Origin of the sequence: Luteimonas saliphila (assembly GCF_016774335.1) — a bacterium.
Lineage (GTDB): Bacteria > Pseudomonadota > Gammaproteobacteria > Xanthomonadales > Xanthomonadaceae > Luteimonas > Luteimonas saliphila.
The window spans coordinates 214,526-226,634 of record NZ_JAETWA010000045.1; the positions used below are offsets into that span (position 1 = coordinate 214,526).

At 63.8% G+C, this 12,109-nt stretch carries 18 protein-coding genes and 2 tRNA genes; all 20 read left to right on the top strand.

The features are described from left to right. The first annotated feature begins 48 nt into the window (after positions 1-48). The 20 genes from JMO03_RS16250 to JMO03_RS16345 all read left to right on the top strand — a co-directional run bounded on the left by JMO03_RS16250 (position 49) and on the right by JMO03_RS16345 (position 12,109). Positions 49-516: a hypothetical protein gene (locus JMO03_RS16250; protein ID WP_202844788.1), complete on the top strand. Its 468-nt coding sequence runs from the start codon at positions 49-51 to the stop codon at positions 514-516. Beyond that, positions 513-2,012, top strand: a complete 1,500-nt coding sequence (locus JMO03_RS16255) for a terminase large subunit (RefSeq protein ID WP_202844789.1) — start codon at positions 513-515, stop codon at positions 2,010-2,012. Before JMO03_RS16250 ends, JMO03_RS16255 begins: the two co-directional genes overlap by 4 nt. A 134-nt stretch (positions 2,013-2,146) precedes the next feature. Then, a complete protein-coding gene (locus JMO03_RS16260) occupies positions 2,147-2,734 on the top strand; it encodes an HK97 family phage prohead protease (RefSeq protein ID WP_202844790.1) in 588 nt (195 codons plus the stop codon). Between the two features lie 320 nt (positions 2,735-3,054). Beyond that, positions 3,055-3,142: transfer RNA gene (locus JMO03_RS16265), tRNA-Ser, on the top strand. A 9-nt stretch (positions 3,143-3,151) separates the two neighbouring features. Next, a tRNA-OTHER gene (locus tag JMO03_RS16270) sits at positions 3,152-3,240 on the top strand. Positions 3,241-3,357: 117 nt separating this feature from the next. Continuing rightward, entirely contained in the window at positions 3,358-4,764 is a 1,407-nt protein-coding gene (locus JMO03_RS16275; RefSeq protein ID WP_202844791.1) for a phage major capsid protein, read from the top strand. 55 nt (positions 4,765-4,819) lie between these two features. After that, positions 4,820-5,011, top strand: coding sequence for a hypothetical protein (locus tag JMO03_RS16280; RefSeq protein WP_238346239.1), 192 nt, complete (start codon positions 4,820-4,822; stop codon positions 5,009-5,011). Then, positions 5,008-5,199 (top strand): hypothetical protein, encoded by a 192-nt coding sequence (locus tag JMO03_RS16285; protein WP_202844793.1) that lies wholly within the window; start codon positions 5,008-5,010, stop codon positions 5,197-5,199. The genes JMO03_RS16280 and JMO03_RS16285 overlap by 4 nt, the downstream gene beginning before the upstream one ends. After that, positions 5,192-6,598, top strand: coding sequence for a phage portal protein (locus JMO03_RS16290; protein WP_202844794.1), 1,407 nt, complete (start codon positions 5,192-5,194; stop codon positions 6,596-6,598). The genes JMO03_RS16285 and JMO03_RS16290 overlap by 8 nt, the downstream gene beginning before the upstream one ends. Beyond that, positions 6,595-7,527, top strand: a complete 933-nt coding sequence (locus JMO03_RS16295) for a collagen-like domain-containing protein (RefSeq protein ID WP_202844795.1) — start codon at positions 6,595-6,597, stop codon at positions 7,525-7,527. The genes JMO03_RS16290 and JMO03_RS16295 overlap by 4 nt, the downstream gene beginning before the upstream one ends. Next, positions 7,520-7,933 carry a hypothetical protein gene (locus JMO03_RS16300; protein WP_202844796.1) on the top strand — a complete coding sequence of 138 codons (414 nt, stop codon included), beginning with the start codon at positions 7,520-7,522 and terminating at the stop codon, positions 7,931-7,933. The genes JMO03_RS16295 and JMO03_RS16300 overlap by 8 nt, the downstream gene beginning before the upstream one ends. Beyond that, positions 7,934-8,272, top strand: coding sequence for a phage head closure protein (locus tag JMO03_RS16305; protein WP_202844797.1), 339 nt, complete (start codon positions 7,934-7,936; stop codon positions 8,270-8,272). A gap of 77 nt (positions 8,273-8,349) precedes the next feature. Next, positions 8,350-8,799 (top strand): hypothetical protein, encoded by a 450-nt coding sequence (locus JMO03_RS16310; protein WP_202844798.1) that lies wholly within the window; start codon positions 8,350-8,352, stop codon positions 8,797-8,799. Further along, positions 8,768-9,469, top strand: coding sequence for a hypothetical protein (locus JMO03_RS16315; RefSeq protein ID WP_202844799.1), 702 nt, complete (start codon positions 8,768-8,770; stop codon positions 9,467-9,469). Before JMO03_RS16310 ends, JMO03_RS16315 begins: the two co-directional genes overlap by 32 nt. A gap of 68 nt (positions 9,470-9,537) precedes the next feature. Then, positions 9,538-9,975, top strand: coding sequence for a class I SAM-dependent methyltransferase (locus JMO03_RS16320; protein WP_202844800.1), 438 nt, complete (start codon positions 9,538-9,540; stop codon positions 9,973-9,975). Further along, a complete protein-coding gene (locus JMO03_RS16325) occupies positions 9,976-10,440 on the top strand; it encodes an HK97-gp10 family putative phage morphogenesis protein (RefSeq protein WP_202844801.1) in 465 nt (154 codons plus the stop codon). It abuts the gene before it with no gap. Next, on the top strand, positions 10,440-10,826 hold the full coding sequence (gp17, locus tag JMO03_RS16330; RefSeq protein ID WP_202844802.1) for a tail completion protein gp17: 387 nt from the start codon (positions 10,440-10,442) through the stop codon (positions 10,824-10,826). The genes JMO03_RS16325 and gp17 overlap by 1 nt, the downstream gene beginning before the upstream one ends. A gap of 91 nt (positions 10,827-10,917) precedes the next feature. Continuing rightward, positions 10,918-11,400 (top strand): phage tail tube protein, encoded by a 483-nt coding sequence (locus JMO03_RS16335; protein ID WP_202844803.1) that lies wholly within the window; start codon positions 10,918-10,920, stop codon positions 11,398-11,400. An 83-nt stretch (positions 11,401-11,483) separates the two neighbouring features. Beyond that, a complete protein-coding gene (locus JMO03_RS16340) occupies positions 11,484-11,810 on the top strand; it encodes a phage tail assembly chaperone family protein, TAC (RefSeq protein WP_202844804.1) in 327 nt (108 codons plus the stop codon). A 32-nt stretch (positions 11,811-11,842) separates the two neighbouring features. Continuing rightward, positions 11,843-12,109, top strand: coding sequence for a hypothetical protein (locus tag JMO03_RS16345; protein ID WP_202844805.1), 267 nt, complete (start codon positions 11,843-11,845; stop codon positions 12,107-12,109).

Consider the following 12,109-nt stretch of genomic DNA (forward strand, 5'->3'; position numbering starts at 1 on the left):
CCGCCGCCCGAATCGCTCTTTTACCGCTAAGTCCAAAGAATCCCAATTATGGAACGAGACAAGAAAAACAGGAACCGTCGTTCCGATAGCGCAGCGGCCGCCGTGCAGGCTGCGCAGAACGCATCGCTGGGGCCACATAGTCCGCCGGAACACATGGAGTTCCCCGAGGCCGCGAGGCCGTATTGGGACTGGATCATGACGGCGCGGGCGCGGGATCGGTGGCTTCCGATTGACCTGGCGAACGCGGCTGAGTTGGCCACCCTTTACGCGGACATTGCCCGCATGAGGGCACGGGTTGCCTTGGACGGCGACTTGGGTCAGGACAGGAAGGCACACCCGTTGTTCAAGGTCATCTCCGACGCAAGCCGCCGCGTGATCGCGTTGTCGCGCCTGCTGCATATCCACCCGGAGGCGACCGAGGGCCGGAGCCGGGACGCGGGCAACGCGCTGAAGGTGGAGCGTGCTTCTGCTGCGGCTGCCGACAACGTGCATCCGCTGATCCGCCGGGTGTCATGAGCCGGGCCGGAGACGTTATCCGGTTCATTGAGGATTTGTGCCCGGTTCCAGAGGGTGATTCTGTCGGGAAGCCGATCCGGCTGGCTGAGTTCCAGAAGGAGTTCATCAAGGCGGTATACGACAACCCGGCCGGCACGCGGCGGGCCTACCTCTCCATTGCGCGCAAGAACGGAAAGTCCGGGCTGATCGCCGGCCTGCTGCTGGCGCACCTTGTCGGCCCGGAGGCCCGGCTGAACAGCCAGATCGTTTCTGGCGCGATGAGCCGGGATCAGGCGGCGCTGGTGTTCAACCTTGCGTCGAAGATGGTGCAGCTATCGCCGGCACTGTCGGAGGTCGTCCGGATCGTGCCAAGCGGCAAGCGGCTGATCGGGCTGCCGATGAATGTTGAGTACCGGGCTCTGGCGGCTGAGGGCAAGACGGCGCACGGGCTTTCCCCGGTCCTGGCGATTCTGGACGAAGTGGGGCAGGTGCGGGGTCCGCAGTCCGACTTCATCGACGCGATTACAACGTCTCAGGGCGCGCACTCAGACCCGCTGCTGGTGGCAATCTCCACGCAGGCCGCCAACGACGGCGACCTGCTATCGATCTGGCTTGACGACGCTCAGGAGTCCCGCGACCCGCGCATCGTGTGTCACTTGTACGCCGCGCCGGAAGGCTGCGACCTGCTGGACGAGTCGGCCTGGCGGGCGTCGAACCCGGCGCTTGGCCTGTTCCGGTCGGAAGACGATTTGCGCGAGCAGATGGTGCAGGCGCAGCGGATGCCCAGCGTCGAGAACGGGCACCGGAACCTGCTGCTGAATCAGCGGGTGACCACGGTGTCGCCCTTCATCTCCCGCGATGTATGGGATTCGTGCGGCGCTGAGCCTTGTCCGTTCGACGGTCCGGTGTATGGCGGGCTTGACCTGTCCATGCGAACCGACCTGACGGCGCTTGTGCTGGTCGGCCGCGTCAAGGGCGTGTGGCAGGTTCGTCCGTATTTCTGGACGCCGGGCGATGGTGTGATCGATCGGTCGAAGCGTGACCGCGCACCGTATGACGTTTGGGTGAATCAGGGATACATCCGCACGACGCCGGGCGCCACGGTGGACTATGAGGATGTCGCCAAGGACATTGCGGAAATCTGCCGAGGGCTGAACGTTGTTGAGGTCGCGTATGACCGCTGGCGGGTTTCGATCCTCCAGAAAGAGTTCGACCGCATCGGCTTGCGGCTACCTCTGAAGGAGTGGGGGCAGGGCTTCAAGGACATGAGTCCCGCCGTTGACGCGCTGGAAGCGGAGTTGTTGAACGGCCGCGTGGCCCACGGAAAACACCCGGTCCTGACCATGTGCGCCAGTAACTCCGTCGTCGTCCGCGACCCGGCCGGCGGTCGGAAGCTGGACAAGAGCAAGTCCACCGGCCGCATGGACGGAATGCAGGCGCTGGCAATGGCGATGGGGACGGCAACGATGCACGTTCAAGAAGAAAAGAAGCCCCTCCAGATGTTCATGGTGGGCTGAATGGCTTGTGCGCGATGCCTTGCCGCGCGGAAGCGTGCGGTGAAATTGTTTTGCAGGAAGCCAGATAGCGCGCTGTGCCGGAAGGCCCGCGAGGCGCTGGCCAAGTTGACGGCGAAAATCGAGGGTGAGTCGAGATGAAGAAGGCCTGGAGCCTGCTGGAAGTGAAGTCCGTCGAGGATGACCAGCGCATCGTGCGCGGCATGGCGACGACCCCGACCGTTGACCGTGTGGGCGACGTGGTGGAGCCTGAAGGGGTTGTGTTTCGCGGCCCAGTAAAACTTCACCTGTACCACAAGCACGATCTGCCCGTTGGCCAAGTCAAGTTCGGGCGCCCGACGAAGGCCGGCATTCCGTTCGAGGCGCACATCCCCGACGTGAAGGAAGCCGGCACCGTCCGCGAGCGCGTGAACGAGGCGTGGCATTCGGTCAAGTACAAGTTGCTGGATGCGGTGTCGATTGGCTTCGGCGTGCTGGAGGATGGCGTCGAGCTGATGAGGTCGGGCGGCTACCGCTTCACGAAGTGGGAGATGCTGGAATTGTCTTTGGTCGGAGTCCCGGCCAACCCTGACGCGGTGGTCACGGCGTTCAAGTCCGCCGACTCCCGTGTGATCCGTTCGGCGCTGGGCATTGAGCGTGCCGAGCCGGAACATGTCGAGTCAGTCGTGAAGCTGCTTTCAGCCCGCGACATGCACATCAAGAACGGGGCGGTTCCGCTCCGTTAACTCAAGCAACGGCGAGGTTGTGATGAAAGGCCTTCCATACTTGGTCAAGGGACGTATTCACGGAGAGACTGCCTCAAACATTGTGTTTGTCACGGAAGAGTTTCTTGCGAACGTGTCTGATGAGCAGTTTCGTCAAGTTATGCGGTCCACGGTTTCTGACATCATTGAGGAAAAGTACGGGCCCGGCGTCGAGTTTGAGTTGACGTGGGAACGCGGAAATTTCGCAGAGATTCCCGTTTCGTCGTGAGACGAATCGCCGCACTGTCGTGAGACAGCGCAAGTCCTGACAGGACAGCCGGGTGGGATTCCCGGCCCTATTTGGGAGCGTGGCCGAGAGGCCGAAGGCAGCGGCTTGCTAAGCCGTAGGTCCGTTGTGGCCCGCAGGTTCGAATCCTGCCGCTCCCGCCAGGTTCAAACGGGCGGTTCCGCTGTGCTGGACGGCAAGCGGTCTCGAAAACCGTGGTGCCCAGAGATGGGTAAGGGTTCGACTCCTTAACCGCCCGCCACATTCACGCAGGCAGTGCTCCCCGTGGAACGGGAGCCGTAGGGCTGCGCCACCGACTGCCGTGAGGCAGCCGACCGCATCGCCGCGAGGCGAAGCAATCCCTTTGCTGGAAAAGACAATGAGCGATTACAAGAAGCAGATCGAGGATCTGCAGGCGACGCGCAAGGCCAAGGCCGAGCGCATGAAGGCGATCCAGGCCAAGGCTTCCGACGAGGCCCGCACGCTGGACACTGGCGAGCAGGAAGAGTTCGACACCCTGCAGGCCGAGCTTGGCACCATCGACAAGAACGTGGGCAACCTGCGCACGCTGGAAGCGATGGACAAGGCCGATGCTGCGACCGCCGCGCCGATCAACGACAGCGCCAACCGCAACGCGACGGTTTCAACCGCCCGTTCGCATGTCGAGGTCAAAGACACCACGAAGCTTGAGCCGGGAATGGCGTTCGCGCGCATTGCCCGCGTCAAGGCGCTGGCGTTCACCGGGCAGGCCGGCACCCGCAATGAGCTGGATATTGCCAAGAACGTGTACCCGGGCGATGAAAAGCTGGTCACTAATCTGGTGCAAAAGGCTCCAGTGTCGGCGGCCAACACGCAATCCGAGACGTGGGCAAGCCCGCTGATCAACGACCGGGGATCTGCGTTCGCGGACTTCGTGGAGTACCTGCGTGCACGCGGCCTGTTCGGTCAGATCGCAAGCCGCTTCCGTACCCTGCCGTTCGATACGCCCGTCCTGATTCAGACTTCGGGCGCGATGGGCTACTGGACCCCGGAGGGTGCAGGCAAGGGCGCAACCTCTTGGGGCTACACCAAGACGCGCCTGTCCCCGCTTAAGGTCGCCACCATCGCGGCAGCGACTCAGGAAATGCTGATGCGGGCTTCTGTAGCCGCTGACACGCTGATTCGTGACGAGCTGGCCCGCGCGGTGAATGCCCGTATCGACACCACCTTGGTGTCGGAGGACGCGGCGGTTCCGGACGAGTCTCCGGCCGGTCTGCGCAACAACGTGACTCCACTGACCCTGACCGGCGACGGCAGCGTGGCGGGCATCCGCTGCGACATCGCGCAGTTCCTGAAGGAGCTGGTTACGGAGAATCTTTCCGTGGCTGGCGCTTTCTGGGTCATGTCGGAAACCACCGCAATTGACTTGTCGATGGCGACGAACGAGGTTGGCGCGACTGCCTTCCCCGGCGTGACCCCGACCGGCGGCACTCTGGCCGGCCTGCCTGTTTATACGTCTCAGTACGTGCTGGACGAGACGGAAGGCCCGGTCGTGATGCTGGTGAAGGGTGACGAGATCTTCCTCGGCGACGAGGGTGGTATTCAGGTCTCGGTTTCGGATCAGGCGTCCATCCAGCTCGACACCGCGCCGACAAACAACAGCATCACCCCGACGGCAACGTCCTTGGTGTCGCTGTGGCAGACCAACTCCATCGGCTTCCGAGTGGAGCGGTATCTGAACTGGGCGAAGCGTCGTGCCCAGTCGGTGGTTTGGGCGCATGTCAACTGGAATGCGTGCGCGTCGTAAGCGGTAGTTCGGAGGGGCTGGGAAACCGGCCCCTCCTTTTCATAGGCGAGGACCAATGTTGATCGAATACGTGGCGAACGGATCTCGGCGGGAAGTGCGGGACAGCATCGGCGAGGTTCTTATCGCCCGCAAGATCGCGCGGCCCGTCTATGACACCCGGCACGTTGAGCCGGAGCTGGAGATTTCCCCGCTCACCGGCAAGCCGAAGCGGCAGTACAAGCGCCGGGACATGAAGGCCGAAGAATGAAAGGCAAGCTCGCGGCATTCGCCGCCAACCCGATGACCTATGTCCTCGGATTCGCGCTGTGCGGCGCCGTGAGCGTTGTTTCCGGTGTGGCCTTGCTGGCTGGTGCCGGGTGGGCGCTGGTGGCCTCTGGCGCGTTCCTGCTGGCAGCGGCGGGCTACATTACAAAGGGGCTGACGCCTAATGGCTGAGTTGACCATCTTTGGGGCGCTGCGCAATGCGGCGACCAGCCAAAAGGCGCTAACCCCTGTCTCCAACTGGCGCGGAGGCTGGCGGACGATCCACGAACCGTTCGCTGGCGCGTGGCAGCGTAACGATGAGCTGAAGGTCGGCGACCTGACGTGCTACCCGGCGCTGTATGCGTGCCTGAACCGAATTTCGCAGGACATTGGCAAGCTGCCGTTCCTGCTGAAGCGGGAGGATGACAACGGAATCTGGCAAACGGTCGAGAACACGGCCTATAGCCCCGTCCTGCGCAAGCCGAACGGATACCAGACCGCGCAGCAGTTCCGCGAGTCGTGGATTCTGTCGAAGCTGATTCATGGGAACACCTACGTCCTGAAGCAAAGGGACAATCGGGGCGTGGTCACGTCCCTGTACGTGCTGGACCCGTGCCGCGTGATCCCGATGGTGTCGGACGCCGGCAATGTGTTCTATCAGATCAACTATCCGTCGGCGCAGAACCTGCTGCCGCAATCGTACCCGGCTGAACAGCTGACGGTCCCGGCTTCGGAGATCATCCACGACCGGATCAATTGCTTTCACCACCACCTGATCGGGGTTCCGCCGCTGTGTGCCGCGTACTGGCCAGCGGTGAAGAACCTGAAGATTCTGAAGTCATCGGCTGAGTTCTTCGGCAACAACGCGCAGCCGGGCGGCATTCTGACGGCGCCTGCGGGGATGGGGCCGGAGGACGCCGAAGCGATCAAAGCCTACTGGGCCGAGAACTACACCGGAGCCAACGCCGGCAAGATCGCGGTAATCGGCGCGGACATGAAGTTCACCGCGTTTGCGATGAAGTCCGCAGACTCGCAGCTGGTCGAGCAGATGCGCTACTCCGACGAGCAGATTTGCCAGCCGTTCGGCGTGCCGCCGTTCAAGATCGGCATTGGGGCGATCCCCGCCGGCCTGGGGGTGGACGCGATCAATCAGCTCTACTACGCCGACGCCCTGCAGGGGCACATCGAGTCGATGGAAAACCTGCTGGACGAGGGGTTGCGGATCAGCCGGCCGGAAGGCGTGGAGTTGGACCTGTGGCCTCTGCTGCGCATGGACCTTGGCAAACAGGCTGACGTGATGGTCAAGCTGACTGGCGGCGGGATCGCCACTCCGAACGAAGGTCGCAAGGAATTCGGTTATGCGCCCTTGTCCGGCGGCGACACCGTTTACATGCAGCAGCAGGACTTCCCGCTGGATCAGGTGCGCAAGAACAAGATCGTGGAAGCGGAGCAGAACCCCGCACCACCACCCGCCCCAGAACCCGAGCCTGACCCGGAAGCGGAAGCCGAGCGCGACGAGACGCGCCGCATGGCTGCGGAGCTTTACACACTCAAGGCGTTTGACGCCGCCCGTATCGAGGCTACGCGATGATTGACCCGATTGAGTTCGGCAAGCACATGGGCGGGATCGTCCGGGATGCCGTAGCCCCGCTGCTGAAGCGGATCGAGGAACTGGAAGCCCGGCAGCCAGAGCGCGGCGAGAAGGGCGCCCCCGGTGATCCGGGCCGCGACGCCGATCCGGTGGCAGTGCCTGACGTTGTTGACGAACTTGTCAAAACTGACGCGCTCAAGACGCTGATTGACTTGCAGGTAGCGGAATCACTTGCAGAATACATCAAGGCCAACCCCCCAAAGGATGGCAGGGACGGTGATCGCGGACCTCCCGGCGATACTGTGTCGGCGGCCGATGTTGCGTCCGAGCTGGTCAATAGCCCAGTCATCGATCACGTCATCGCCACCCGCACTGCTGATGCGGTCGCCAAGCACTTGGGCTACAACCCCCCGCCTGCCGGTAAGGATGGCGCGCCAGGACCGGAAGGCCCGCGCGGCGAGAAGGGCGCAGACGGCAAGGACGGGGCTGGAGTGGCTGACCTGCTGATCGACCGCGAGGGATCGCTGGTGGTGACCCTGACGGACGGCCGCACCAAGTCGCTGGGCACAGTGATCGGCAAGGACGGCACGCCGGGGCGCGACGGCAGGGACGGCGCCGACTTCACCGACGTTGAATTCGACTATGACGGCGAGCGCACCCTGACCATTCGTGGTCGGGGTGGTGAGATCGTCAAGCGGCTGCCGATCCCGATTGACCGGGGGTATTGGTCCGAGGGCAAGGGCGCCGAACAGGGCGACGTGTACACGCATGATGGCACCGCGTTCATCGCCCTACGCGAGACGAAGGCCAAGCCGTGCCGGGAGAATGGCGAGGACTGGCGCATCCTGGCGCGCAAGGGCCGCGATGGGAAGGACGGGCGGAACGGTATCGACCGGACCAAGCCGGTGAAGGTCGGCGGCGATGCTTGAGCTTGTCAGCGTCGAGGACGCCCGCTATCAGCTTCGGCTGGACGACCCGGACAGCGACGGCGGGGCGGATGACGGGTGGCTGGCGATCTTCATCCCGGCCGTGTCGGCTGCGGTCGCGCTGTGGCTGAAAGACGAGTGGCGGGTGTACCTGCCGGAGCTGGATTCAGTCGGTGTCCCCGTGCTGGACAGCAACGACGACCCGATCCCCGCGCTCGATAGCAGCGGCGCCCCCATCGTTCACCCGACCGTGCGCGCGGCGGTGCTGATCGAGCTGGCCTCGCAGTTCCGGTTCCGCGAGGGCGAGGGGAAGGACAACGTGGTCACACCCGATGCGGGCTATGGCTACACGCTCAACAAGGCGAGCACGGCGCTGCTGACCGGGCTGCGTCGGCCGACGGTGGCCTAAGTGAGCCTCGCATCCGGCCGCCTGCGCCACCGCATCGAGCTACAGGCTCCGGTGACGACGCAAGATCCGATCACGGGCGAGATGGAGACGACGTGGCAGACCTACGCCCGCGTGTGGGCTGAGATCGTTCCACTGTCCGCGCGCGAGTTCATCGCCGCATCCGCCGAGCAATCCGAAGTCCGGGGCCGCATCACGATACGCCGCCGGGCTGACGTGAACGCATCGCACCGCGCGGTGCATCGCGGGATGGCGTACGACATTCTCGGCGTGCTGGCCGACCCGGTGAGTGGGTTGGAGTATCAGACGCTTCCGGTGAGCGAGGGCGTCAAGGTCGCGTAATGCTTTGGTACGTCCTCGCCCCCGGCCCGAGCATGTCGGCCGGGCTGGCCGAGCGCGTCCGGGGCAACAATTGTTGCGTGGTCAGCAACACCTACACGCTGGCCCCGTGGGCTGACGTGCTGGTCGCCAATGACCATGCGTGGTGGCGCAAGCATCCCGAGGCGCACCAGTTCTCAGGGCGCAAGTTCAGCGCCAACGAGATCAAGGGAGTCGAGCGGGCCAAGCCCTGCACCTTCGGCAGCCGGGGGAATAGCGGTGTCCTGGCGCTGGACGTGGTGCGCAACCTTGGGGCCAAGCGCGTGATCCTGCTGGGGCTGGACATGCACGGCACGCATTTCTTCGGTCCGTACAAGAACGGCTGCACGAACACGACCGAAGCCAAGCGCCGGATTCACGTCGCGCAGTTCAAGCAATGGCGGCGGCGGAACCCCGGCATTGAGGTCACCAACTGCACCGAAGGGTCAGCCCTGACGTGCTTTCCCATGGCGAGGCTAGATGAAGTCGATTGTCACATGGCTGTGGAATGACGGTGGACGCGGGTACAAGCCCGAGCACGTCAACGTCCTGCACCGGATGTTCAAGCGCCACCTTCCGGAGCCGCATCGGTTCATCTGCATCACGGACGATGCGGGGCAGTTTGACGAGGGGGTCGAGATTATGCCAACGCCTGCGGACGCCCGCGCGCTGGCGAACCTGAAAACTCCGGAGGGTTCACGGTTCCCGAGCTGCTACCGGCGGCTGTGGATGTTTTCGGACGAGGCTCGCTGCCTAGGTGAGCGCGTCCTGCTGGTGGACATTGACCTTCTGCTGGTCGGGGATGCGTCCAAGCTGTTCGCACCGCAAGACGAGTTCGTTGGCTGGAAGCCGAGCGCATCGTGGGGACACAACAACAACCGGATCGGCGGGGGAATCTACCTGTTGACGCCGGGAGCCCGCACCGAAGTCTGGACGGACTTCAAGGGCGCCGAGTCAATCCGCGAAGCCCGCGCCAAGGGATACCGTGGCAGCGATCAAGCGTGGCTGAGCCACAAGCTTTGGGGATGCCCACTGTTCCCGAAGTCGGCCGGAATCTACAGCATCCGCGACCTGCGAAATGGTGCGGTGAAGCCGCCGTCGGATGCGGTGCTTATCCAGCACAACGGGACCACGAAGCCGTGGACATCGCGTGTTCCGTGGGTGCAGAGCGCGTGGCATTGATTACCGAGGAATACCGCAGGCTTAACCGGGAAGCGCACGAAGATCCAAGGTATGGGACGGCGGGGCAAATGCACGCCGATCTGGTGCAGTCCGTCATCGACCGATCCGGGGCGCGGGCCCTGCTGGACTACGGGTGCGGCAAGCAGACACTAAGCGGCGCTTTGAGTGGCGTCGAGTATCGGGGATACGACCCCGCCTTGCCGGGTCTGGACGGGCCCCCTGCGCCCGCTGACGTGGTGTATTGCGGCGACGTGATGGAGCACGTGGAGGAACAGTTTACTGATGCCGTCTTGGCCGACGTGGCGAGTATGGCAGGCAAGGCGGCCATCTTCACGATCTGCTGCGCCGAGGGCAATCGAATCCTTGGGGACGGCAAGCCCGCGCATCGGAACGTCCACCCCGTAGAGTTCTGGCGGGGCAAGCTGTCCGCGTATGGCCGGCTTGAGGAACACGAGGGGATCGCAAGCAAGCCCGAATACCGGGTGGTCGTTTGGAAGGGGAATTGAGTGGCTGACTTCGAGTTCCGAATCGAGGGCCTTGAGGAAGTCAAGCGCAAGCTGAAGGCCCTGCCGGAGAAGTTCGCCAAGCGCGGGATGCGACGGGCACTTCGCAAGGGCGCCAACATCGTGCGCAACGCGGCGCGCAACAACGCCAAGCGGATCGATGACCCAGCAACCCGCGAGCAAATCTGGAAGAACACCGTTGTTGCAGGTGGTGGAGCGCGGCGGGAGCGGCAGGAAGGCGGCCCGATGATGCGGATTGGCGTGCGTGGTGGCGCCAAGCCAACGAGCGGCGACAACGGCCAGCCCGGCGGTAACACGACCCACTGGCGGTTCATTGAGCTGGGGACAAGTCTCGCAGCCGCGCAGCCGTTCATGCGGCCCGCGCTGGCTAACAACGTGGCGGCCGTGACCAACGCCGTAGTGGACGCGGCAAAGGTCGAACTTGATAAGGAACTGGCGAAGCTCTGATGATCCCGACCATCTTCACCTACGCCGCGCAGTCCGTCACAGTGACGACGCTGCTTGGCACGAACCCGACCCGGTTCTGGTCGTTCAACCAAGCGCCGCACGCCAAGGATGACGCCATCGCGGCTGCGCCCTATTCCGTATGGCAGTTGGTCTACGGCTCGCCCGCAAACTACATCGGCGGACTGCCCGATTCGGATAACACCGGAATCCAGGTGGACTGTTACGCCACCACCGCAACAGGTGCGCGCTCCGTGCTGATCGCCCTGCGCGACGCATTCGAGCCGCACGGCTACGTCACCGCATACAACGGCGAGGACAGGGACACCGCAACGGGCCTGTACCGCGCCGGCTTCACCGTCGAGTTCTGGACGGATAGAGGCAGCTAGTTCGGGGTCTAGAACCCGAAGCCGCCAGCCGTGAGGCTGCCGGTTCACCGCGCCGTGAGGCGCTGTTTCCCATCGATGGAAGGAAAGAAAAATGCCAGCTCTGAATGTGCAGGGTTCCAACCTGTACTTCATCGACCCGGACGCCAGCGGCGGACCGGAGGTTGTTGAAGTCGGGTGCGTGACCACCCTTGACGGCCTGACGGCCTCCCGCGACCAGCTTGACGTGACCTGCATCTCCGACGAGGCGCGCAGGTTCGAGGCTGGTCTGCTGACGCCCGGCGCGGCGACGTTCACCATCCTGTTCGACCTGTCCGACGAGTCTCATGCGCGGATGCATGAACTCTACCGTGCCGGCACGACCTTGGAGTGGGCGCTCGGCTTGGCCGACAACCCGGACACTCCGCCGACCGGCGTCGATTCCGACGGGTTCATCCTGCCGACCGACCGCAGCTTCATCACGTTCGAGGGCTACCTGTCCGACTTCCCGTGGTCGTTCGCTACCGGGCAGAAGGTGACCAACAACATCTCTGTGCAGGTGTCGGACTTCCCGCTCCTGGTCCGCGCGACCACCTAACGGCGTAGCACTACCTTCGGAGGGGGTCAGCGGGGTTTCCTCGCCGTGCTACCGCGCCCCTCCACCTATTCAGGCGAGACGAAATGACCACGATGAAAGAACTGCGCGCCAAGGGCGCGCTGGTGTCGGACGTTCCTGTCCGCAAGGAAATCACCTTCAAGCTGGACGGCAGCGATGACATCACCGCCGTGATCCATGTGAAGAAGCTGTCGGTCGGCGACCACGAGAACCTGTTTCTCACCGGCACCGACGACAAGAACCGGACCTGCAAGCTGATCGCCGAGACGATCACGCTGGGCAACGACGGCAAAGAGAAAATCACCTTCAAGGATGCGTACCAGCTGCATCCGGCGCTGGCTGGCGCAATGCTCGCCGCCTTCAACGAGGTCAACGGCGCAAAAAAGCCCTAACCGCTCGCGACAAGTTCCTGCACGACCTGGCCATGGCCCTCGGCATGACCGTGGCCGATGTGCGCGAGCGGGTGTCTTACGGGGAGCTGTTGGATTGGATGGCCTACACGGAAGAGATGGGACCGCTTAACGGGCATGTCCGCGTGGAGTGGGCGATTGCCCGCGCCGTCGCGCCATTCCTGAAAGACGTGACCCCGCGCGACCTGATGGCGTGGCCCAAGGAAGCGCCCAAGCCCGCAACCCCTGACGAAGTGTTCGGCGTCCTGATGGATGCCGCCCGAAAGAACAAGAAGGACTGA

What these genes read in the sequence shown, in the direction of transcription:
- JMO03_RS16250 (WP_202844788.1), top strand. Translation starts at nt 49, where the DNA reads ATGGAACGAGACAAGAAAAACAGGAACCGTCGTTCCGATAGCGCAGCG.
- JMO03_RS16255 (WP_202844789.1), top strand. Translation starts at nt 513, where the DNA reads ATGAGCCGGGCCGGAGACGTTATCCGGTTCATTGAGGATTTGTGCCCG.
- JMO03_RS16260 (WP_202844790.1), top strand. Translation starts at nt 2,147, where the DNA reads ATGAAGAAGGCCTGGAGCCTGCTGGAAGTGAAGTCCGTCGAGGATGAC.
- JMO03_RS16275 (WP_202844791.1), top strand. Translation starts at nt 3,358, where the DNA reads ATGAGCGATTACAAGAAGCAGATCGAGGATCTGCAGGCGACGCGCAAG.
- JMO03_RS16280 (WP_238346239.1), top strand. Translation starts at nt 4,820, where the DNA reads ATGTTGATCGAATACGTGGCGAACGGATCTCGGCGGGAAGTGCGGGAC.
- JMO03_RS16285 (WP_202844793.1), top strand. Translation starts at nt 5,008, where the DNA reads ATGAAAGGCAAGCTCGCGGCATTCGCCGCCAACCCGATGACCTATGTC.
- JMO03_RS16290 (WP_202844794.1), top strand. Translation starts at nt 5,192, where the DNA reads ATGGCTGAGTTGACCATCTTTGGGGCGCTGCGCAATGCGGCGACCAGC.
- JMO03_RS16295 (WP_202844795.1), top strand. Translation starts at nt 6,595, where the DNA reads ATGATTGACCCGATTGAGTTCGGCAAGCACATGGGCGGGATCGTCCGG.
- JMO03_RS16300 (WP_202844796.1), top strand. Translation starts at nt 7,520, where the DNA reads ATGCTTGAGCTTGTCAGCGTCGAGGACGCCCGCTATCAGCTTCGGCTG.
- JMO03_RS16315 (WP_202844799.1), top strand. Translation starts at nt 8,768, where the DNA reads ATGAAGTCGATTGTCACATGGCTGTGGAATGACGGTGGACGCGGGTAC.
- JMO03_RS16320 (WP_202844800.1), top strand. Translation starts at nt 9,538, where the DNA reads ATGCACGCCGATCTGGTGCAGTCCGTCATCGACCGATCCGGGGCGCGG.
- gp17 (WP_202844802.1), top strand. Translation starts at nt 10,440, where the DNA reads ATGATCCCGACCATCTTCACCTACGCCGCGCAGTCCGTCACAGTGACG.
- JMO03_RS16335 (WP_202844803.1), top strand. Translation starts at nt 10,918, where the DNA reads ATGCCAGCTCTGAATGTGCAGGGTTCCAACCTGTACTTCATCGACCCG.
- JMO03_RS16340 (WP_202844804.1), top strand. Translation starts at nt 11,484, where the DNA reads ATGACCACGATGAAAGAACTGCGCGCCAAGGGCGCGCTGGTGTCGGAC.
- JMO03_RS16345 (WP_202844805.1), top strand. Translation starts at nt 11,843, where the DNA reads ATGGCCCTCGGCATGACCGTGGCCGATGTGCGCGAGCGGGTGTCTTAC.